The sequence below is a fragment of the Peribacillus sp. SRI_006 genome, from assembly GCF_057586375.1.
The window spans coordinates 72,049-94,602 of sequence record NZ_JBYCZT010000002.1; the positions used below are offsets into that span (position 1 = coordinate 72,049).

21 protein-coding genes are annotated in these 22,554 nt (G+C 41.5%); all 21 read left to right on the plus strand.

Annotated elements, in window-relative coordinates; all coding sequences use genetic code 11:
- Window positions 1–250: 250 nt before the first annotated feature.
- Complete coding sequence (locus tag AC2YHV_RS02715; RefSeq protein WP_487372521.1) at window positions 251–1,846, plus strand: long-chain-fatty-acid--CoA ligase; 1,596 nt, start codon at window positions 251–253, stop codon at window positions 1,844–1,846.
- Between the two features lie 45 nt (window positions 1,847–1,891).
- Window positions 1,892–3,043 carry an acyl-CoA dehydrogenase family protein gene (locus AC2YHV_RS02720; RefSeq protein ID WP_063591289.1) on the plus strand — a complete coding sequence of 384 codons (1,152 nt, stop codon included), beginning with the start codon at window positions 1,892–1,894 and terminating at the stop codon, window positions 3,041–3,043.
- Between the two features lie 26 nt (window positions 3,044–3,069).
- The gene (locus AC2YHV_RS02725; RefSeq protein ID WP_057277806.1) at window positions 3,070–4,245 is read left to right on the plus strand and encodes an acyl-CoA dehydrogenase family protein; all 1,176 of its coding nucleotides are present in this window, start codon (window positions 3,070–3,072) and stop codon (window positions 4,243–4,245) included.
- 20 nt (window positions 4,246–4,265) lie between these two features.
- Window positions 4,266–5,030 carry an SDR family oxidoreductase gene (locus tag AC2YHV_RS02730; RefSeq protein WP_487372522.1) on the plus strand — a complete coding sequence of 255 codons (765 nt, stop codon included), beginning with the start codon at window positions 4,266–4,268 and terminating at the stop codon, window positions 5,028–5,030.
- Between the two features lie 18 nt (window positions 5,031–5,048).
- Entirely contained in the window at window positions 5,049–5,501 is a 453-nt protein-coding gene (locus tag AC2YHV_RS02735; protein WP_095678347.1) for a MaoC family dehydratase N-terminal domain-containing protein, read from the plus strand.
- The gene (locus AC2YHV_RS02740) at window positions 5,498–5,899 is read left to right on the plus strand and encodes a MaoC/PaaZ C-terminal domain-containing protein (RefSeq protein ID WP_053534836.1); all 402 of its coding nucleotides are present in this window, start codon (window positions 5,498–5,500) and stop codon (window positions 5,897–5,899) included. The genes AC2YHV_RS02735 and AC2YHV_RS02740 overlap by 4 nt, the downstream gene beginning before the upstream one ends.
- A gap of 134 nt (window positions 5,900–6,033) precedes the next feature.
- Window positions 6,034–7,731 carry a sigma-54 interaction domain-containing protein gene (locus AC2YHV_RS02745; protein WP_487372523.1) on the plus strand — a complete coding sequence of 566 codons (1,698 nt, stop codon included), beginning with the start codon at window positions 6,034–6,036 and terminating at the stop codon, window positions 7,729–7,731.
- 583 nt (window positions 7,732–8,314) lie between these two features.
- Complete coding sequence (locus AC2YHV_RS02750) at window positions 8,315–8,740, plus strand: MarR family winged helix-turn-helix transcriptional regulator (RefSeq protein WP_222619763.1); 426 nt, start codon at window positions 8,315–8,317, stop codon at window positions 8,738–8,740.
- Between the two features lie 314 nt (window positions 8,741–9,054).
- Window positions 9,055–10,695 carry an MFS transporter gene (locus AC2YHV_RS02755; protein WP_487372524.1) on the plus strand — a complete coding sequence of 547 codons (1,641 nt, stop codon included), beginning with the start codon at window positions 9,055–9,057 and terminating at the stop codon, window positions 10,693–10,695.
- A complete protein-coding gene (locus AC2YHV_RS02760; protein ID WP_057277799.1) occupies window positions 10,692–11,324 on the plus strand; it encodes an HlyD family secretion protein in 633 nt (210 codons plus the stop codon). Before AC2YHV_RS02755 ends, AC2YHV_RS02760 begins: the two co-directional genes overlap by 4 nt.
- 43 nt (window positions 11,325–11,367) lie before the next feature.
- On the plus strand, window positions 11,368–11,898 hold the full coding sequence (locus AC2YHV_RS02765; RefSeq protein WP_057277798.1) for an NAD(P)H-dependent oxidoreductase: 531 nt from the start codon (window positions 11,368–11,370) through the stop codon (window positions 11,896–11,898).
- Between the two features lie 12 nt (window positions 11,899–11,910).
- A complete protein-coding gene (locus AC2YHV_RS02770; RefSeq protein WP_278089947.1) occupies window positions 11,911–12,282 on the plus strand; it encodes a hypothetical protein in 372 nt (123 codons plus the stop codon).
- A gap of 1,069 nt (window positions 12,283–13,351) precedes the next feature.
- On the plus strand, window positions 13,352–14,215 hold the full coding sequence (locus AC2YHV_RS02775; RefSeq protein WP_487372525.1) for a branched-chain amino acid ABC transporter permease: 864 nt from the start codon (window positions 13,352–13,354) through the stop codon (window positions 14,213–14,215).
- Between the two features lie 28 nt (window positions 14,216–14,243).
- Complete coding sequence (locus tag AC2YHV_RS02780; protein ID WP_231892262.1) at window positions 14,244–15,212, plus strand: branched-chain amino acid ABC transporter permease; 969 nt, start codon at window positions 14,244–14,246, stop codon at window positions 15,210–15,212.
- Window positions 15,209–15,979: an ABC transporter ATP-binding protein gene (locus AC2YHV_RS02785; RefSeq protein WP_487372526.1), complete on the plus strand. Its 771-nt coding sequence runs from the start codon at window positions 15,209–15,211 to the stop codon at window positions 15,977–15,979. Before AC2YHV_RS02780 ends, AC2YHV_RS02785 begins: the two co-directional genes overlap by 4 nt.
- Window positions 15,972–16,679 (plus strand): ABC transporter ATP-binding protein, encoded by a 708-nt coding sequence (locus AC2YHV_RS02790; protein ID WP_063576370.1) that lies wholly within the window; start codon window positions 15,972–15,974, stop codon window positions 16,677–16,679. The genes AC2YHV_RS02785 and AC2YHV_RS02790 overlap by 8 nt, the downstream gene beginning before the upstream one ends.
- 22 nt (window positions 16,680–16,701) lie before the next feature.
- On the plus strand, window positions 16,702–17,883 hold the full coding sequence (locus AC2YHV_RS02795) for an ABC transporter substrate-binding protein (RefSeq protein WP_063576369.1): 1,182 nt from the start codon (window positions 16,702–16,704) through the stop codon (window positions 17,881–17,883).
- Between the two features lie 360 nt (window positions 17,884–18,243).
- Window positions 18,244–19,152: an N-acetylmuramic acid 6-phosphate etherase gene (murQ, locus tag AC2YHV_RS02800; protein ID WP_268936866.1), complete on the plus strand. Its 909-nt coding sequence runs from the start codon at window positions 18,244–18,246 to the stop codon at window positions 19,150–19,152.
- Between the two features lie 10 nt (window positions 19,153–19,162).
- Window positions 19,163–20,020, plus strand: coding sequence for a MurR/RpiR family transcriptional regulator (locus tag AC2YHV_RS02805; protein WP_057277791.1), 858 nt, complete (start codon window positions 19,163–19,165; stop codon window positions 20,018–20,020).
- Between the two features lie 32 nt (window positions 20,021–20,052).
- The gene (locus AC2YHV_RS02810; protein ID WP_487372527.1) at window positions 20,053–21,423 is read left to right on the plus strand and encodes a PTS transporter subunit EIIC; all 1,371 of its coding nucleotides are present in this window, start codon (window positions 20,053–20,055) and stop codon (window positions 21,421–21,423) included.
- A complete protein-coding gene (locus AC2YHV_RS02815; protein ID WP_487372528.1) occupies window positions 21,420–22,430 on the plus strand; it encodes a MupG family TIM beta-alpha barrel fold protein in 1,011 nt (336 codons plus the stop codon). The genes AC2YHV_RS02810 and AC2YHV_RS02815 overlap by 4 nt, the downstream gene beginning before the upstream one ends.
- The last annotated feature ends 124 nt before the right edge of the window (window positions 22,431–22,554 follow it).

The following is a 22,554-nucleotide window of genomic DNA, read 5'->3' on the forward strand; positions in this document are numbered from 1 at the left end:
AGTATATCCACAGGCCAGCACTATAGTTGGGTCTTTATACGAAAGCAATGTCTTAATTCAAAAATGACTTATTGAGTCAAATTTAAATCCTAGAATTATGAACCTGGAATTATTAAAAACGCAGCAAATAATTCAATTTTGAATTTTAGCATTAACTGAATCAACGTATCAAAACGATTTATTTTTGGCACACTCCTTGCATGTTGTTAGTATGACTTCTTTATTTTTGAATGAAGAAAGGGGAGGACAAATGGATAGACCTTGGATAAAGCATATCCCGTCCGGAAATCCAATAGAGATTGAAATTCCTGAAATTTCATTGACAGAACTATTTTTTCAATCAGTCGAACAGTATTCGGATAATACAGCGGTAACGTTCATGGAGAAAAGGTATACATATTCAGAGTTGGGGAAGTTAGTGAAAAAATGTGCCCGCTTGCTTGCTGATGAAGGGATTGGAAAGGGAGATCGTGTGGCTATCATGCTTCCTAATTGTCCCCAATATCCAATTGGTTTTTTTGGAACTCTTTTGAATGGAGCCATTGTTGTCCAAATCAATCCAATGTATAAGGCGAACGAATTAATGCATGTCCTGAAAGATTCAGGTGCAAGGCACATCATTGTACTCGACGATTTATTGCCCATAGTTGAAGCTGCCATAGCTGAAACCGATGTTGAAAAGGTGTTGAGCGTGTCGCTGGAAAAGGGCAAATGTGAAATGACAAAAAAACTGCTATCTGTTACAGAGGCGGATTTCACTGTGGAGATTGAACCTGCTAGAGATGTCGCCGTCCTCCAATATACTGGAGGAACGACAGGGCGTTCTAAAGGCGCGATGCTAACCCATCGTAATATCGTAGCCAATACGCTGCAAAGTGCAGCCACTTCAAGAATCACTACTCAAAAGGGGAAGGAAAGGGTACTGGGCGTTTCCCCATTATTTCATGTTTACGGCATGACTTCAGGGATGAACCTGACGTTTTATAATGGCGGGGAATTAATTCTTGTATCCCGATTTCAGGTAACGGAGATCGTCGATATTATCACTAATCTTAAACCGACTATTTTTCCAGGGGTACCGACGATGTATATTGCTTTATTACAATATTACCAGTCCCATCCATTTGATTTGCATACATTGACATCTTGCGTTTCGGGTTCGTCACCATTGCCATTGCATGTATTGTCAAGGTTTAACGAACTTAGTGGAACAAAGATTGCTGAGGGCTATGGACTGTCCGAGGCGTCACCAGTCACGCACCGGAATCCAGTCAGCGGCCTGCAAAAACCAGGAAGTATCGGGATTCCGATACAAAATACAGATGCCGCCATAATTGACAGCATTACAGGAGAGCCAGCCCTCTTGGTTGATACACCAGGTGAATTGGTCATAAAGGGTCCACAGGTAATGAAAGGTTATTGGGGCATGCCTGAAGAGACGAAGAAGACGATTCAAAACGGATGGCTGCATACCGGTGATATGGCCAAGATGGATGAAGATGGCTTCTTTTACATTGTGGGACGGAAGAAAGAGATGATCATCGCAGGTGGATTCAATATTTATCCAATAGAAATTGAAGATATACTATACAGCCACCCTAAGGTTCTGGAAGCTGCCGTCTTTGGCGTTCCCGATCAATATCGCGGTGAAACGGTACATGCAGCGGTAGTTCTAAAACCAAGTGAAAGAATAACTGAAAACGAATTGAAGGATTATTGCCGAAAGCAGCTCGCTGCCTTCAAGGTCCCAAAAGCAATCACATTTGAAAGTGAACTTCCGAAGACGGCGGTCGGTAAAATTTTAAAACGCAAGCTTCAAGAAAAGCATATCGCTCATTCGAACTAAATATGTAAGCGTTAACAACCAATTCGCAGATAAAGGGGAATGCAAATGGACTTTCGCTTAGATGAAGACATCCTGCTACTTAAAGAAAATATACGCCAGTTTATTGAAGAACAAATCGATCCATTTTCCATGCAGATAGAGGATGAAGATCATATCCCGGAATCCATCATAAATTTATCGAAGGAAATCGGGCTATTCGGACTTAGTATCCCGGAAAGGTATGGCGGACTCGGAATCGGGATGGTGGGAAAATGTGCTTTATATGAGGAAATCGGCAAAACACATAATGGATATACCACTCTGATTGGGGCCCACACCGGTATAGGGACGGTAGGGATAGTAGAAATGGGCAATGAAATGCAAAAGGAAAAATATCTACCAGATATGGCAAGCGGTAATAGAATTGGCGCTTTTGCTTTAACTGAGCCTGCAGCGGGGTCCCATGCTACGAATCTCAAAATGACGGCGGTCAAAAATGGCGATAAATATATTTTAAATGGTACCAAGCATTATATAACGAATGCAGATGTAGCAGATATTTTTACAGTTATGGCCGTTACGGACAAAGATAAAGGGGCGAAAGGGATCACCTCATTCATAGTAGAAAAGGATTTTCCGGGTTTTAGAGTTGGTAGCCTGGAAAGGAAGATGGGTCTTCGAGGCTCACATTCGGCCGAATTATTTTTTGAAGATTGCGAGGTTCCTGCTGGAAATGTACTGGGGGACGTCGGCCAAGGGTATGTAAATGCCTTGAAAATCCTTGCAAATGGCCGGGCAGGCCTTGCTGCCCGTAATTTGGGGTCCTGTCAATACCTGCTCGATCTTTCTACCAAATATGCCACAGAACGTGAACAATTCAATGTCCCGATCATTGATCATCAAGCCGTATCCCATATGATTGCCGAGATGGCAATGGAAATAGAAGCACTTCGCTCATTCACATACAGGGTCGCATGGATGGTCGATCAGAAAGAAAAAATCATTAAAGAAGCGGCCATGCTTAAGTTGTATGGTTCGGAAGTATATAATCGTGTCGCTGATAAGGCCGTACAGATTCATGGCGGGATGGGATACATGAAGGATTATCCAGTTGAACGTTTCTATCGGGATGCCCGAATCACCAGAATATATGAAGGTACGTCCGAAATCCAAAAAAATATCATTACCGGACAATTGAAGAGAAAATATCAAAACTAGTCTAATTGGAAAGCGGAGGGGTTAATATGGATTTACGTCTATCAGATGAACAAAAAATGGTACAAAAAACAATACGCAAGTTCGTGGAAAATGAATTGATTCCATTGGAAAATGAAGTGCTTCGCAATGAAATGGCAGGGAAACCTAGTTTACCAGAGGGGACATTGAAAGATTTACAGGAAAAAGCAAAAAAAGCGGGGTTTTGGGGCATCAATACCCCGGAGGAATATGGCGGGGCAGACCTAGGTCAGCTCATGATGGCAATTGTCTTGATGGAAGTGTCAAAAACGTTTGTACCATTCAGCTTTGGAGGTTCGGCTGATAACATCCTTTATTATGCAAATGAAGAACAGAAACAGAAATATCTGATCCCTACTATTAATGGTGAGAAAAAGTCCTGTTTTGCCATGACGGAGCCGGGGGCTGGGTCCGATACGCGAAATATTAAAATGACGGCAGTAAAAGAAGGAAATGAATGGGTGCTTAACGGAGAAAAAACATTCATCACTGGAGGAAATGATGCCGATTTCGTCATGGTCATTGCCGTAACTGACAAAGAACGTCATCAAGCAACCGGGACGGAAGGGGTAACCTGTTTCATTGTAGACCGTGATATGGGCTGGAGATCAGAATATATCAATACGATGGGAGAATGGGGACCGGCCGGTTTAGTTTTTGATAATGTCAGGGTACCCGAAGAAAACATCTTGGGGGAAGTACATGGCGGTTATAAACTAGGCTTGGAATGGATTGGGTTTGCAAGATGGATCGTGGGCGCACGTGCTGTCGGTTCTGCGGAAAGATTGCTGCAAATGGCTATAGAATACGCTAAAGAACGAGTAACTTTCGGTAAACCGATCGCTGAGCGCCAGGCCATTCAATGGCAGATAGCTGATTCCGCTGTAGAGATTGAAGCCGCAAGATGGCTTGTATTGAATGCGGCTTTTACACTTGATAATGGAGAAGACAACCGCCATTTAGCTTCAATGGCTAAACTCTATGGAGCCAATATGGGGAATCGGGTCGTTGATCGTGTATTGCAGATTCACGGTGGCATGGGCTATACGAAGGAGCTTCCCATCGAACGCTGGTACCGCGAAGCCAGGCTTTGGAGGATTTATGATGGTACGGATGAAATACAGCGTATGATCATTTCCCGAAATTTGATTAAGGGACATGTTAAAGTAGGGCAATTTTTATAATAGATTAGGAGGAGACGATTATGACAGGGAGATTTTCAGGGAAAACAGCTTTAGTTACAGGTGGAAGCAGGGGGATTGGCCGGGCGATCGTCGAACTGTTTGCCAGTGAAGGCGCAAACGTAGCGATTATCGATATCAACGAAGAGGTTTTGACAGCAACAGGAAATGAACTAAGGGATAAGGGTTATACCATTTTTACCAAAGTGGCCAACGTGGTCAATCCAGAAGAGGTGGAAGTATCGATAAAAGAAATAGCCGACACATTCGGATCCCTTGATATTCTCGTGAATAATGCTGGGGTCATCCGGGATAATTTACTTTTTAAAATGACCGATTCTGATTGGCAGACGGTAATGGATGTGCATTTAAAAGGTACTTTCAATGCAGTACGTGCCGCCCAGAAGCATATGGTTGCAAATAAGTACGGAAGAATCATCAATATATCATCCACTTCGGCCCTTGGGAACCGCGGGCAGGCTAATTATTCAGCCGCAAAAGCTGGGCTTCAGGGGTTAACAAAAACACTGGCGATTGAACTTGGCAAATATGGGATAACGGCTAATTCGGTTGCACCAGGCTTTATCGAAACCGAAATGACGAAAGAAACAGCTAGGCGGGTGGGAGTGAGTTTTGAACAATTCATCCAGGATAGGGCAAACAGTATTCCAGTTGCCAGAAGCGGTTTGCCAAGTGATATTGCTCATGCTGTTGCATTCTTTGCCGATGAGGCATCCTCATTCATTAGCGGGCAGGTTTTATATGTTGCGGGCGGTCCGAAAAATTAAGGGAAAAGGCGGGATGTTATGTTCAACGAAAGTATTGGAAAACGATCCAACCCCGTTAAAAATATAGTTGAACGGGGAGCCGTTAAAAAATTCGCATTATCGATTGGTGATCCCCACCCGATTTTCATTGATGAAGAAACAGGCAGGCAATCAAGGTACGGTACGAATATCGCTCCACCAACTTTCCCAAGGGTCTTTGATTTTGGGACGATTGAAAGCTTAAATCTCCCGAATAAAGGCTTGATTCACGGTGAGCAGGTTTATCGCTATAACAGGCCGCTTAAGGTAGGGGAAGAAATCACCTGTTATACGGAAGTGAAAGACTATTATGAGAAAAAAGGGAAACAAGGGGAAATGGGATTTCTAGCCTTTAAAAATTATGGGACGGATGTAAATGGGGAAATTGTCTTCACTGCTGAACAGCTTGTCATTTTAAATGAAACGATCAGAAGGATGGTGATGAGTAAGTGACGACATTAACCGAACTTCATATTGGTGACTCGTTACATTCCATCGAGCTTGCACCTGTAACACGACTGGACCTCATTAAATATGCCGGCGCATCAGGTGATTTCAATCCCATTCATACCATTGATGAGGAAGCAAAAAATGCTGGTCTTCCAGGTATCATCGCACATGGAATGTGGACGATGGGAAACCTTGCAAAGCTATTCAGTAATCTTTATGAAATTGGGTTTATCGAAGAATACAAGATTCGTTTCAAGGGCATGGTTTTCTTGAATGATGTCATAACTCTTCAAGCGGATCTAAAAGAAAAAAATGGGAATAGATATTTTTTCAACGTAGCGGCCACTAACCAGTCAGGTAAGGAAGCGATCAGTGGAGAGGTTATTTTTAAGACTTACTGACGTAAAGTAGTGATGAAAATTATTTCATCACTACTTTTTTTAGGAGCGAAATTCGACAATTTTAAAGGAGTTTCGAAAATTATCCAGAATTGTACTTAAAAAGAATTCTTTTTGCGGCGGTGAGGTGAATAGTAATGAATCAAGTGAAACAGGATTCTCAGCTTAATTTGCTCAAAGAGTGGACCTTTCCTGCACTAGTCGTGGATTCTGCAAATCGGATTAAGGATTGGGGAAACTATTTTAATCAATTGTTAAGCCAGGATGGTAATCATACATTAACCGAACAATTCGATGAGTGGCAATTTCTCGATAATAAAAGGCTTGCAGCTGCAAGGCTGAATGATAAACGGTATTTATTTTTATTAATGAAACAAATGGATGCTGACAATATTCTTTATATAGGCAGGGAAACGGAATTTTTGGATGATTTACTGATTGATGCTCATGAGACGGATAAATTGAATCGCGCACTGGATGCAATAATCGAAAATTCCTATGATGGAATATACATCACCGATCAAGATGGAATCACGCTTTATACCAATTCGGCAATTGAACGGATCACAGGCATACCAAAAGAGTACTATATCGGCAAATCTGTGGACCAATTGATTAAACGCGGCATACTGAATGCGTCGGTGACTCATAAGGTAGTGAAGCTGAGACGAACGGTATCAGTCGTACAGGATAATTTTGCGGGAAAGGAAACATTGATAACAGGGAGTCCCGTTTTTAATGCAGAAGGGGAAATAGAGCAAGTCGTTACGAATATAAGGGATTTATCTGATTTAAATGAACTGATGCATGAGTTGACGAAAGCTAATGAACTGAATCATCAATATAAGCAGGAAATTGAGAAACTGCGGAAGATAACGAGCAAAGATGGAGTCGTATTCGTCAGTGATAAAATGAAAATGATTTATGAGATAGCAGAAAGAATATCGGATATTGATGCGACAGTACTCATACTGGGAGAAACGGGTGTTGGAAAGGATGTCCTTGCCCGCAATATCTATAATCGGAGCATCCGGTCTAAAAAAGGAGACTTCATCAAAATAAATTGCGGGGCAATTCCCGCTGATTTATTGGAATCCGAGCTCTTTGGATATGAAGGAGGGGCATTTACCGGAGCCAATCAAAAAGGAAAACCAGGGATGTTTGAGCTTGCAGAGAGTGGTATCCTATTCCTGGATGAAGTCGGTGAGCTTCCCCTGCAACTTCAGGTGAAGCTGCTCCGGGCCCTTCAGGAAAGGGAGATTCAAAGAATCGGAGGTACAAAACCAAAGAAAATCGATGTTCGCATAATAGCAGCCACGAACCGAAATCTTTCGGAAATGGTCAAAACGGGTGATTTTCGTGAAGACCTCTTTTATAGGTTGAATGTCATTCCGATTACGATTCCTCCTCTAAGGGAAAGAAGAGAGGATATCTTGGCATTGACTGACTTGTTTTTAACAAAAGCAAACGAACAATATAAATTCTCAAAAGAAATAGATTCGCGGTTGAAGGAATATTTTTATCAACATGATTGGCCAGGAAATGTCCGTGAATTGATTAATATTGTGGAAAGGCTCGTCGTGCTGACGGATAATCGAATATTATCGATTAACGACCTTCCGGAAGAATATCAGCCGGAAAATCGGAATCAACCGAACCTCAATGCTACCTTAACTTTAAAAGAAGCGGTGGAAAGAGCCGAAAAGGAAATTTTGACGAAAGCGGCTCAAACCTACCAAACTACATATGAAATAGCAGAAGCCCTGGAATCCAGTCAGGCAACAATCGTGAGGAAACTTAAAAAATATCGATTAAAGGTCAGTGGAAAAGAATAGATGAGTTTGAACTGTACCTTCCAATGTTAGAAAATGGGAGGTACAGTTTTTTTGACTGATTATACGAGTGGCGAAAATTCAATAAAAAAATATAAATTGAATGTGAACCAAAGACGAAAAGATAATATAGAATGGAGCAGCGGTGTCCAACCTAGATTCACCAGATGTCAACATCTTTGGCTAGAGGACGGTCTTACTGAGAAACCAATCTGCTCGATCAACATATTTATTTATTTAAAGTTCCGATGAATAAGAGGAAAAGCGGATTTATACAGGTGAGGAAGAATATGTAAAGTTACAGAATTAATTTATTAACACTGATTTTCGCTCGAACCTTTAGAATGTCAGAGACAAACAGGGGAATTTATCAATAAGATATCTGATTAAAACCTATTCAATATATTGATTTAAATGGGTTTATTAAGGCTTTAAAACTTGGTAAGCCATTGAAAATCATGTATATTGTTTTTATACACATACAAGGGTAGTGGATCATTTTAATTGGAAAATATATATAAAGAACCAGCTTCACAGTTCAGCCTAATTATTTTTCAAGTAAATCACTAGAAGGGAGATATAGATTTTGGACTCACTCCAGTTAATTGAATATGACATAGCCCTGCTTGTACGTCTAACAACATCCCCCAGTAGACAAATAGGCAACCTAGATCGATCCGAGTTTTTATTGCTAAGTGAATTGGATAAGCATGGGCCACTAGGCATTAATGAATTGTCAGACCAATTGAGACTGAATGTGTCTACCGCAAGTCGCCAGGTTGCCGCTATGGAGTCAAAGGAATTCATTCGCCGTTATCCAGATCCGAAAAACGGACGAATCAGCTTAATTGTCATGACGAAAGAAGGGCAAGAAATATTACATAATGCTCAGAAGTCTCGTCAAGAAAGATTATCCGATATTCTTAAAGACTGGTCAGAGGAAGATTTAAACGTTCTTCAGAGGAATTTAACACGTTTGAATCAGGATATTAAGAACTGGAAAAAAAGATAATCCGAATTTTGATTAGCAGAACCAGTAATGTTTATTACATATTTTAATGAACCTTTTCATGAAAAAGCCTAATTCAAATGTTCTTATTTGAATTAGGCTTTTTCATTTTTCCGTGTTATAGGTTAGTTTGGGTAATATTTTTTTATTGCTATATTTTATATATGTTGTATAATACAAATTGTAAATAGCAAGTTTGGGTATGTTGCATGTTTAACTGCTCAATATGAATGGATGGTGAAGACTTTTTTCTTTTAAAAATATTAAGGAATGGAATTTGACATTCAAAATTAGCTTAGAAAGAAAGGGGGAATTATATGAATTCACAAAATAATGTATTGAGTGGCGAGATGAAGAAACCCCTCTTGCCGGAATACGTGCTCATATCTCTATTAACGTTATTTTCATTTGGGCCTCAATACTTTACAAGTCTTTCCTACATCTTGAATCAAATGGTTATTCAAAATGGACTTAACTTAAGTACACACGTTATGTTACTTCCATCCCTTTGCTCAAATTTGGCTTTTTCGTTAGGTCTCCCATTTGGACGTATCCTTCCCATGAAATATGGAATAAGAAAAATTTATCTTACTTTCATTTTCATATTCCTTGGTGGAACGATCATCAATATTCTATGCTGGGGGATCATTCCGCTCACCATTGGCAGATCACTCCAAGGTTTAGGGGCAGGTGTATTGTTTCTGACAATCCTACCGCTTAGTTTAAGGTCTTACCCAAACAAGGTGCGGAATCTGTTTATATTGTTTGCGATAGGTGGTTTATTTGGTTGCAGCGCGGTAGGTGCATTTGTTGGATCCTTATCTTTAAGTATTTCAGAGTGGCGATGGATATTCTTGTTAAATATTCTCTCATCCCTCATTTGCCTTGTAATAGGGTTCAGGATATTACCCAAAACGAAGCCAGAGTTAAACTCAGGAACGACGAAACATAACATGAAAGGAATTTTCTTATTCACTTTATTAATATTGGACTTGATTTTCCCGCTGTATAACTTACAAGAACAAGGCTTTACATCAAATCAGGTTTGGCCATTTTTTGTGATTGCTCTTCTATTGGCGTTATTGTTCATAGCGGTTGATTTTAATGCTGTTGATCCCTTTATTCCAATCCGATCATTGTGGTCAGCAAAAACAGTTTCAGGAACAATTATGGCTTTAACTGCTCATATTGCTCTTATCGTCGCGATTGCAGGAGCTAATGGGTTTTTGAGTAACATTCTTGATCCTCCATTCATATATCTTACGTATTTTTATTTGTGGTTTTTTGTTGGCTTTTTGGTGTCTGGCATCATCTGTACTTTGCTGTATGACAAATGGGGTGCAGGCAGGCTGGGAATGGTAGGATCCATCATCATCATAATGATCAGTATTCAATGGAGATCAATGGGAACCGAGGTTTCTTTAACGGCAATAAATGTTCAAATGGCTTGTATAGGCGTAGGCGTAAGCATGGTGCTATTATCAGGGGCATTGGGAACAGCACTAGCAGGTGACATTCACAAGGCAGTACTACGGTCATCATCCCTGCATTCAATGAGAAATTTATTTGGTTCAATTGCTGGACCAGTACTAGGATGGTTCGCTTATCGAATGCATGCGATTCACTATGAAGATGTTCGAGGGGAAATATCTCTATTGAATCCCGAAACTAACTCAGAGATGGCCGGATTGGTCCGCAATTATATCAATAATGGACATACACTTACAGAGGCAAAAAGCATGGCTTATTATTCAATGGTTGAGAATAGTCAAAAAGGTGCGCTTCTAGGTGCTTACCATGATTTATTTACCATTCTCCTGGTATTAGGCATAATCATGTTGTTAGCTTCCATCGGAAAGGCTGTAACGGGCAAAGGAAGGTCGCTAGTGCAGAAAGAGCAGCACATTTTACTTCCAGCACCATTGGAAAAAACGAATAAAAAGGGGAAATACGTATGAGTAAAGGTCGTTTAATAATTGCCAATATTTTAGGTATTCTTGTTGTAATTGCTTTGCTAGCAGGCGGTGCCTACTTTTATTATCAAAATGAGAACTTTGTTAAAACCGATGATGCGAAGGTATCTGCAGACATGGTTCAAATTGTAGCACCAGCTTCTGGTATGCTCAAAGATTGGAATATTAAAGAGGGTAAAGCTGTTACAAAAGGAAAGGCAATAGGAACAATTGATGAAGAAGGTCAAGCCGTTTCCATAAAGTCTACCATGGAGGGAACGATTATTAAAAATGGAGCAGGAAATGACCAGCTAGTACAAGGTGGCCAAGTGCTAGCCCAAGCTGCAGACCTCAAGCATTTATACATTACAGCTAACATCAAGGAAACAGATTTAAAGGATATTGAAAAAGGCGATTCAGTGGATATAAACGTAGATGGCGATACCGACGTAACTTTCGAAGGAAAAGTTGAAGAAATCGGCTATGCTACTAAATCTGTATTTTCGTCTTTACCAGAGTCGAATACGGGCAATTTCACAAAGGTCACTCAAAAAGTTTCTGTTAAAATCTCAATTATGAATCCATCTGCCAAAGTACTTCCTGGTATGAATGCTAAAGTTAAAATCTCGTTGTAGATGAAAATTCGCATCAATGCAACCAAGAGGAGTGGGGAATTTTATGAAAATCTATGTAGTCTATGATAGTGAAGGTGAACATACAAAGGCACTGGCATATTCAATAGCGGAAGGGGCTCAAGAAGTGTATGGTGCAGAAGTGCATATAGATCATGTGGATCAGGCAGATGTATATAAGCTATCAGAAATGGATGCGATTGTGTGGGGATGTCCTGGACATTTCGGGACGATTAGCTCTGGATTAAAAGCTTGGATAGATAAATTAGGGTTCTTATGGGCAGAAGGTAAGCTGATAAACAAAATTGGTGCTGTATTTTGTACGACTGCTACCGTCCATGGAGGATTAGAAGCAACGATGCTTAACCTCATTACTCCAATGCTTCACCAAGGGATGATTATCGTCGGCTTACCTGGTAATGTTCCAGAAAATGCTTTATATGGATCATATTACGGGGTAGGGGTGTCCTGTCCTGTTGATAGTACAGATTTGCTTCCTAAGCAAGCCCAAGAGTTAGGAAGAGCTTTAGGAAAACGTGTAGCGGAAGTCACACAAACTCTAACACATGTACAGTAAGGGGTTGGTCAGATGGTGACCATTATTGCTTGCATAGGATTGGCTATGGCTGTTATTGGGGGATTGTTCAAGATTAATTTCTGGTCAACTTCAAAGGAAGAGATGGCACGTGAAACGGTTATAAACGAAACTGGTAAGGAAGCCATCCATTCACCTGACAAATCTGAATTGTTTCCAGAGGTTCCAGAGGAGACTCTAACTGCTTCCGTTGGGCAGGTTAAGCACATGAACGATCAGGCCTACCGCCAAGCCCTTCAATGTTTCCAGGATACGACGCAGGAAGATTTAAACATCAAGGGATTGGCTATGAAGGATGAAGAATATAGAAAAGCGTTAAAAACCATGAATCGTAAGCGTGACAATGAAAAAAACGGAGAAGTGTAGAAAAAACCTAAGGATGAACTAACTCTAAAAAGTGAGGTAACATTAAATCGTGAGTTAAGTACAACTGCAAGGTAACGGTTCTTAGACATTATGAATGCGTGACCCATTCGATCGGTAAGAGATTTGAGGATTAACAATAATTTACTAGCTGATCTCCGTGGTAAAAGCAAATAAGGAAATCTTGACGAAAGCGGCTTAAACCTACCAAATTACCATGAAATTGGAGAAGCGCTTGATTCCTCAGGCAACAATCGTGAAGAAACTTAAAAAATATCGAGGTCGTGTAAATGATAGGTAAGTATGAGCAGCACCTCCAATTTTGGAAATTATCCAAAATTGGAGGTGCTGTCTTTTTGACTGAATTCCTAATTATATTTACACGTTTTTGGGGGATGACGGGCTTTATTACCTTAGAAAATTATTGGTTCTTAGGTAGTGTTTTTTTACATTACCCGCCTGCTAATATGTGAAATGATGGAAGTTATAAACGGGATTTTTTGGTTCCTTTCCATTTTAATTTTTTTTGATTCAGAAATGATTTTTTCAGTCAATAGTGAATGAAGGACATCCCGTATGGAACCGATACTTTTGAGATTTTACAATTCAATAATGAATTCACAGACTGGTTAATAGCCTTATTGAAGGTGATTTAATGTTTGGCACGGCACTTGCATTATTATCTGGAAATTAATCTGGATCTGGAAATTAATCTGGAAATTATTCTGCGGAATGATTCTCCTATGGAAGGTGCGAGGTGAAAGGGGTGAAAAAACCAGACGGCCACCATGTATAAACCAAACAGAAAATGGAATCATTGGCTTTCCCTAAATACAGCTTGTCACGATCGTTACGCACGAAAAAAATGAAAGCGCTAACAAGGAATGCCTAAGCTATTTCTATAGGCGGAGAATAAAGGGAATTAAAGCTTATTGGCCATTCCTGAGATGTTGATGCTATGGGAGAGTGTGTGAAAATGTTTTTTAATACAGATGTGTGCTTTTAAAATATGGACAGGATTGTGAGCCAGGAACAGCAAAGTGAAGTTCATTAATTTTCAAGGAGGAAATAAATGGAAATTTTGATCCAGCAGCTTTTTAATGGTTTGACGATTGGCAGCGTATATAGTCTCGTTGCACTGGGCTTGACGCTAGTATATGGAATTTTGCATATTCCGAACTTTGCACACGGTGCCCTATATATGTTGGGAGGATATATCACGTTGTCAATGATGACATTATATGGGGTCAATTACTGGATGGCCATGTTCGTATCCATTATCGTTGTTGGTTTGTTGGGAGTCCTTTTGGAACGTTTCGTGTTCCGCCTGTTAAGGGAGGCACCTCCGTTGCACGATAAGATTGCAGCCATCGGCATTCTCCTTTTTCTTGAAGCTTTTGCCCAATTTGTCTGGGGTGCCGACTTCCATACTATGACTTCTCCATATGGTCAAGTCGTCAATATCCTGGGACTGACGTTCACACTTCAGCGATTATTGATCATCGTGTCAGCTATCGCAGTGATGGTTTTACTTTACCTTTTCCTAAAGAAAACTTATGCCGGTTCGACGATAATTGCAATGTCCCAAAGCCGTGAAGGGGCGTCATTAGTAGGAATTAACATTAATAAAGTCGCGATGCTTACCTTCATGATATCGGGGGGATTAGCAGCCATCGCTTCATCCCTTGCATCACCGATTAATCTTGTTTTTCCCGGCATGGGGCATTTAGTCATCCTAAAAGCCTTCGTCATTATCATATTGGGTGGGATGGGCAGCATCCCGGGGGCGATCGTAGGTGGATATATCCTAGGTTTCAGTGAGAGCCTGGGTGCAACTTATATTTCAAATGATTATAAAGACATCATTGCATTCATACTTTTAGTCACCATATTAACGGTGAAACCAACAGGTCTTTTTGCAAAGGGGGAGAGGTAGTGTGAGGATATTAACGAAAAGAAATGGGATTATCGCTCTTATCGTCTTTGCTTTTTCATTCCCCTATATCGCGCAAAACGATTATTATCTCCATATGCTGACACTTTCGTTCATCTGGGCGATAGCTGTTTATGGAATCAATTTATTATCAGGCTATACTGGGTATCTCTCGCTTGCACATGCTGGATTTTTTGCGATTGGAGCGTATTCTCTTGGCCTGCTCACAGTAAAAGCGGGAATGAACTTTTGGCTGGCACTAATATGTGCATGTTTAATCACATGTGCCATTGGGTTTTTAATCGGTTTGATTGCGCTAAGGACAAAGGAACACTTTTTCGCGATTTATACCCTATGTGTGGGTTACATCATTTATCTGGTGATCGATAAATGGGAGGGACTTACAGAGGGGGTTAGGGGATTGATCGGGATCCCTGCTCCTGGGAATATAGGGCCGATCACATTCGATACTGCAGCATCCCAATATTATCTCGTTCTCATTTTCCTGCTTGCAGTGATTTTAATCGTGTATCGAATTATACGCTCGTTGACCGGCAGAACGTATATGGCCATCAGGAACAGCGAGGACCTTGCACAAACAATTGGTATATCCACAATGAAGAATAAGTTAACCGCATTTGTCCTATCCACATTCTTCGCAGGTTTGGCAGGTGCCTTGTATGCTTCATTCATCCGTTTCATTGGACCTGATATCGGATCAACCGCCATCATGTTCGATCTATTGATGTATTTATTGGTTGGTGGAATCGGCACACTTTCAGGTCCATTGGTAGGAACATTATTATTAGTAATCCTGTCGCAGAATCTGCAATTCCTTCAAGAATATCGAATGTTGATATTCGGACCATTACTTACGGTGATTATTATCTTTTATCCGCGCGGAATCGCAGGGGCCTTCTTTGATTGGCAAAGAAAGCGAAAAGATAATGCGCTGTCCGGGGTTAGGGGCGAATTGCACATAAAAGCTGAGGAGGGATGAATTTGCTAATCGAAACTAAGAATTTGACAAAGCGTTTCGGAGGATTGGCGGCCGTCAATAATGTGGATTTTTCAATTGAAAAAGGTAGAATCAATGCAATAATCGGGCCAAATGGTGCAGGGAAATCCACTTTTTTTAACTTGATCAGTGGCTTTCATCGACCGACTTCCGGGACGGTCCTTTTTAAAGGGATTGATATCACCAAACTTCCTGCCAATGAAATAGCGGGGCTCGGAATTTCAAGAACCTTTCAAACGACAAGCCTTTTCGATCAATCGACCGTGTTGGATAATGTCATTGTCGGTCATAGACTGCGAACAAAATCCAATTTGATGGATGCCATTCTAAGAACAAAACGTTTAAAACGGGAGGAAGCGGCTTGCAGGGATAAGGCTATGGAGGTGCTTGATATTGTCGGATTAACGGAATCGGCTGACAGAATGGTCTCGAACATCTCACAGGAGGAAAAGAAACGGACAGCCATTGCCCTAGCCCTAGCGACAGAACCGGAAATCATCTTTCTTGATGAACCTGCTGCGGGAATCAACCCGGATGAAACGGAAGGCTTGACAGAACTGATTAAAAAATTGAATCGATCGGGACTGACCGTTTGTTTAATCGAGCACAAAATGCATATGATCATGAACTTGGCAGACCACATCATGGTCCTTAATTACGGAGAAAAAATTGCCGAGGGCACTCCTAAGGAAATCCGCGGAAATGAAGCGGTCATTAAAGCCTATTTGGGAGGGAGTGCCAGTGCTTAAGTTAACAGATGTCGCCGTTAATTATGGAAGTTTCACTGCGATAAACCATGTGAATATCGAAGTTGCCGAGGGAGAGATCGTTGTTTTGCTAGGAGCTAATGGGGCAGGAAAAAGCACGACTTTTCGTTCCATAAGCGGAATCAGTAAGCTTTCCAAGGGGGAAATCCATTTTCAAGGCATGCCGATAGGGGGCCGTGCCCCGGATAAGAATGTTCGGGAGGGGATCGTTCAGTGTGCCGAAGGACGTAAACTGTTTCCACAGATGACCGTTCAGGAAAATCTGCGGATGGGTGCCTATGTGCATCGAAAGAAAAAAGCGGAGATCAAGGATTCCTTGGAATACGTCTATCACTTATTCCCGATTTTAAAAGAAAAGCATCATGATGAAGCGGGAAGCCTGAGCGGCGGCCAACAGCAAATGCTCGCAATTGGAAGGGCTTTGATGTCAAAACCGAAATTGTTGATGCTTGATGAGCCTTCGGTGGGACTCGCTCCACTCATTGTCGAACAAATGTTTCAAGTCATTGAAGAAATAAACCGCGAAGGAATCACGGTTCTGCTTGCTGAACAAAACGCGAATGCTGCCCTAAGCATTGCAGATAAAGGATATGTTTTTGAAAATGGGGAAATTGTCGTTCAAGGAACAGCAAGTGAGTTATTAGCCAATGATGAAGTAAGGAAAGCGTATATTGGGGCCTGAATAAATTGAATGGGGGATTTTTATGAAAAAACTGAAAGTATTATTTGTCTTTCTCCTGCTAACCATCACTGTTTTGACCGGGTGCAATAAAGGGGATAGCCCTGTGTCCAGCAGTGGCAGTAAAGGAAAAAATGACAATGTCGTAAACATCGGTTTTAGCGGTCCTTTAAGCGGGGCAGCAGCGTTATATGGGAAACGGACATTGAATGGTGTCGAAATGGCCGTCAATGAAATTAATGATGCTGGTGGTTTTGAAGTAGATGGTAAGAAATACACGTTGAACTTAGTATCGTTGGACGATAAATACTTACCTAATGAAACAGGGTCGAATGCTAAACGTTTAATTCAGGAATATGATACGCCGATCATATTCACGCCTCACAGCGGAGGCGTGCTGGCACTTCAGGTTTTTAATGAACAAGAGGAATTCATCATTGGTGCATATACGAGTGAACCGGCAGTGACCGAGAGCGGAAATTCATTAACTGTTCGAATCCCACCGAATTACGAGGGGTATATCGAGCCTTTTACAACATATGCGATGGAACATTTCGGCAAGAAAATTGCCGCTTTGCCAACATCTTCACAATACGGTAAGGACTGGACGGAAGCCGTGCTCCCACATTGGAAAAAGCAAGGCGGAAAAGTCGTTTATAATTCTTCGATTGATTTCGCCAAAGAAACCGATTTCTTTACGATTGTCACAAATGCCTTGAAAAAAGATCCTGATGTGCTATTCATCGGTGGAGCTTCGGAACCTACGGCAAAAGTGGCAAAGCAAGCTCGGGAGCTGGGATTTAAAGGCGGTTTCATCATCATGGATCAAGCAAAGCTGGATCAAATGAAGCCGATTGCAGGTTCATATGAAACATTGGAAGGCTCGATTGGCGTTCTGCCATTGATGGACTCAGATGAAGAAGCAGTGCCTGCATTCGTCGAGAAATATCAAAAGAATTATAAGGAAGATCCAAGCTCCGAAGTAGGATTGAATTATATCGCGATGTATGCGTTTGTGGAAGCGATGAAATCAGCAGGCAGCGTTGATGATGCCAAGGCTATCCGTAAACATATGCAAGACGGGCTTTCAAATATAGGGCCAGATCAAAAAATTTACGATATTCCCTCGATAGATAAAAATGGAGGATTTGCATCAACTATTGTCGTCGGTGCAGTAGAAAACGGGAAAGTAGTCCCGATCCGTTAACTGGGTAAAGGAGTACAGGTGTACCGGGTCTGTAGTAGTATACTAGTTTAGCATTTTGCAAAATTGCGTGTATCGTTCCTAATAAGGTGACGGTACACGTTTTTTTTGTTGAGTAAATCCACACTAAAAATAGTAGGCTCCTTTGGGTAAATTAAGCCACTCTGAAAGGGATAGATGCAAGTCCGCCAGCATCGAGTTTTGAAGAACGGAGATTGCTGGTTAACAAATTTTACAAAAATATCTTGTCTCCGAGTAATGAAAACGCTATCATTGAATATAATATGAAATATAATTTCATTATTTTCTATTAAAAAATGAAATTATATTTAAGTGATTGTTTATAGGAGGATTAAATAGTCTATGGAAGAACATTTGCGTTCATTAACGACTGAATTACGGAACGAAAAGACGATGAATATCGACAGTGTTACTACAATGGACATCATTTCTGCAATCAATAAAGAAGATTTTAAAGTGGCAGCAGCAGTTCAGGAGGTATTGCCAGAGATTGAAACGGCAGTTGAATGGGCTTGCGAATCGTTAAAAAAAGGAGGGAGACTCATATACATCGGAGCAGGAACGAGCGGAAGGCTCGGAGTGCTGGATGCTGTGGAATGTCCCCCGACTTTCAGCACTCCGCCTGATAGGGTGCTGGGAATAATCGCAGGAGGGGAAAAGGCATTTGTTCGGGCTGTTGAAGGTGCAGAGGATAAAGAAGAGTTTGGGGAAAGTGACCTGATTGACGTGGCGCTTACAGCAAATGATACGGTTATTGGCATTGCGGCAAGTGGGCGCACTCCTTATGTGAAGGGTGCTTTGCGTTATGCAAGAAAGGTCGGGGCTAAAGCGGTCGCTTTATCCTGCAATAATAACTCGAGCATCACGAAAGAAGCTGATATAGGGATTGAAGTGGTGGTCGGGCCGGAAGTGTTAACAGGATCCACGAGAATGAAAGCGGCAACCGCACATAAAATGGTACTCAATATGATTTCAACGGCAACAATGATCCGATTGGGCAAAGTCTATGAAAATCTGATGGTCGATGTAAATGTCAGTAATCAAAAACTGAAGGATCGTGCAGTAAACATCATAGAAACAGTAACGAATGCTGATTATGATCAAGCTTTGAATATGCTTGAAAAGGCAAATAATCAAGTTAAGCCAGCGATTGTCATGATAAAAACGGCAACAGATTATGAAAAAGCTATGGAGTTACTGGAAAAAGCGGATGGAGATGTCAGAAAAGCCATCTCGATCTATGAAGATTAGGAGGGAAGCAATGGCTACAGGAGGATTATCCATCATACAGACGATGTTGACCAAGCTGCCGCAATCAGAACAAAAACTAGCGGAATATATTCTGCAGAATCCTCATGAAGTTGTGAACAGCACTGTACAGGAATTAAGTACGTCTGCCCAAACAAGCGGGGCTGCTGTTATTAGGTTGTGTAAATCGCTTGGAATAAAAGGATATCAAGATCTGAAAATAAGGATTGCCGGAGATTTGATGAAGACGGTTGAACAGGGCTACCGGGATATCGAGCCTTCCGAATCACTGTACCGGATTGTGGAGAAAACAACGAGTAATTCGATTCAGACCATCCGGGACACATCTGAAATAATCGATCATGATAATCTAAAACATGCCATGACGCTGATGCTGAATGCAAAAACCGTCCACTTTTGCGGTGTGGGTGCTTCGAATATAGTTGCTGCGGATGCTCAGCAAAAATTACTTCGCATCAATAAAGGAGCAACGGCTTTTACAGATATGCATTTAGTTGCAACCCTGATTGCAAATGCTGATGAGAATGACATCGTTTTTGCCATTTCATTCTCTGGGGAAACACCTGAAGTTGTCAATATATTGAAGCTGGCAAAGGAACGTGGGGTCAAGACAATCGGGCTGACCCATTATGGCCAAACAACGGTATCTTCTTTGTGTGATGCCACATTGTTTACATCCTATTCGAATGAAGCACCATTTCGAAGTGCAGCAACATCCTCACGATTGGCGCAATTATATATGATTGACATTTTGTTTTTGGGGATGGCTTCAGAGCAGTATGAAGAAACTGTCCAATATATTGATAACACCAGGTCTGCCATTAAATCGATGACAGATCGATATAAATGATTAATCCGAGATTTGAAAAAGGGGGCTTATGAATGGGTAAGGGGGATAAGTACGCCAGTTTAGCAGAAGAGTTATTGAGGAAATTAGGTGGGGCATCTAATGTTGCCGATGCTGCACATTGTATGACGAGACTGAGGGTATTGCCAATCGATCGTTCGAAAGTAAAAATGGAAGATATAAAAAATACGGAAGGCGTTTTTGGCGTCATTGAAGAGGAAACGATACAAATCGTTCTCGGGCCAGGCGTGGTGAACAAGGTTCATACAGAATTTGAAAAGCTTCTGGGGGAAGCTTCTGGAGATTTGAACTTAAAAGAAGTGGCCTCGAAGAATAAATCAGAGATTGATAGGAAAAACGCAAAACCGTTTAGACTTTTTTTACGCAGGATTGCAAGTATTTTCATCCCTTTAATTCCCGCCTTAGTGGCATCAGGTTTGATTACCGGTATTACAAAGGCAATCGTTCAAGCGGGCTGGCTTGCAGCAGAATCACAATTAGCCATCATTTTAACCGTTATCGGATCCGGTCTGTTTGCCTACTTGGGGATTTTGGTTGGGACCAATGCTGCAAAAGAATACGGCGGATCACCTGCACTTGGTGCCCTTGCTGGTATCTTGGTCATAAATCCGGCCGTCGGCGACATTTCATTGTTCGGTGAAAATTTGCTCCCTGGCCGCGGTGGGTTGATCGGAGTACTCTTTGCAGCTATTTTCATAGCCTTGGTGGAAAAACAGGTCAGGAAATTCATTCCTCAATCACTGGATATCATTTTGACGCCAACCATCGCTTTACTCATTACCGGGATTGTCACTTACATTGTATTTATGCCGGTAGGAGGGTTTTTATCGGATGCCATTACGAATGGGTTATTGAATGTATTGGATTTCGGCGGTGTTGTAGCTGGATTCGTGCTTGGGGCGGCCTTCCTCCCTCTCGTCATTACTGGTTTACATCAAGGTTTAACGCCTGTCCATCTAGAATTGATAAATTCGATTGGTGATGATCCACTGCTTCCCATTTTGGCGATGGGTGGCGCGGGCCAAGTGGGAGCGGCATTTGCCATCTATATGAAAACGAAGAAAGCAAGTTTGAAGAGGGCTATCGGAGGAGGGCTTCCTTCAGGAATGCTAGGTATTGGTGAACCCCTTATATTTGGAGTGACCCTGCCATTGGGCCGGCCCTTCTTAACTGCATGTTTAGGTGCAGGAGTAGGCGGAGCATTCCAAGCTCAATTCGGGATCGCCACGTCTTCCATCGGTGTGTCCGGACTGCCGCTTACCTTTCTAGTTCATCCAAACCAAATCGCCCTGTTCCTTGCTGGGTTGTTCATTTCCTATATAGCAGGGTTTATTTTTACGTATCTGTTCGGATTTAAAGATGAAATGGCGGTTGAATTTAAGTGATCGGAATTTCTTTTTATCTACAGGACCCGCTTGCAGAAACACAAATTATACATGCTGCTAACCTGGGAGTGAAGAGAGCATTTACCTCGCTCCATATTCCTGAAGAAAAGGGGGACCTCGTGAAGAGGATGATCAGGCTTTTAAAGCTTGCAGAGGACTATGGAATGGAAATCCATGCAGATGTCTCATTAAATACGCTTGATCATTTGGGGATTAACAAATTTACGGATTTATGGCCATTAGGTATTAAAGGGATTCGCCTTGATGATGGGTTCGATAAAGAAACGGTCATATCTTTATCTAAGGTGTTTTCACTCTCACTAAATGCAAGTACGTTGAATGAGGATGAACTTTTAGCCGTGCTTGGGGGCGGAGTGGAACCGGAAAGTCTCATAGCTTGGCACAACTTTTATCCAAGGCCTGAAACGGGCCTTGAAGAAGAGTTCTTTCATGAACAAAATAGAATGTTCAAGAAATACGGCATACCGATCTTTGCTTTCATCCCGGGTGCAGGAAGTAAACGCGGTCCTCTTCATGAGGGTCTTCCAACGCTTGAAAAACACAGGTTGATGAATCCTTACGCCGCCGGAATTGAGCTGATCCAGCATGTGGAAGGAGTTTACATTGGAGATCAGGGAACGGAGGGTAATTTGCTTGAGAATCTAACTGCGTATGAAAATCTGAACATTCTAACTATTAGAATGGAATCCCGACTTTTGCAAAGCGGTCAGTATAAATTGAGGCCAGATGTTTCTCAAGATGTTTTCCGGCTGCAGAATACCCGTGTCACCGCAAATGTTGAGCCGAGTAATACAGCTGCACGAAGCCTTGGATCCATAACGATGGACAATGATGCTTATGGAAGGTATCGGGGAGAGGTTCAGATTTGCAAAAGAGACCTAGGGGCAGACCACCGAGTCAACGTTATAGGAAGAGTTATAGAAGAAGATATTCCCTTGCTGTCCCTTCTAAAGCCTGGTCAAACAATAAAACTTATAATTGAGTAAACAATTGGACTAAAGAATCCAGGGATAAATGGATACATTTCATGAAGGCTTTTTAAAGAGGCGGCTGCTGGGATTCCCGATGCTGCCTTGATTTCTTTATAGGATCTATATAGTTCATTTCCAT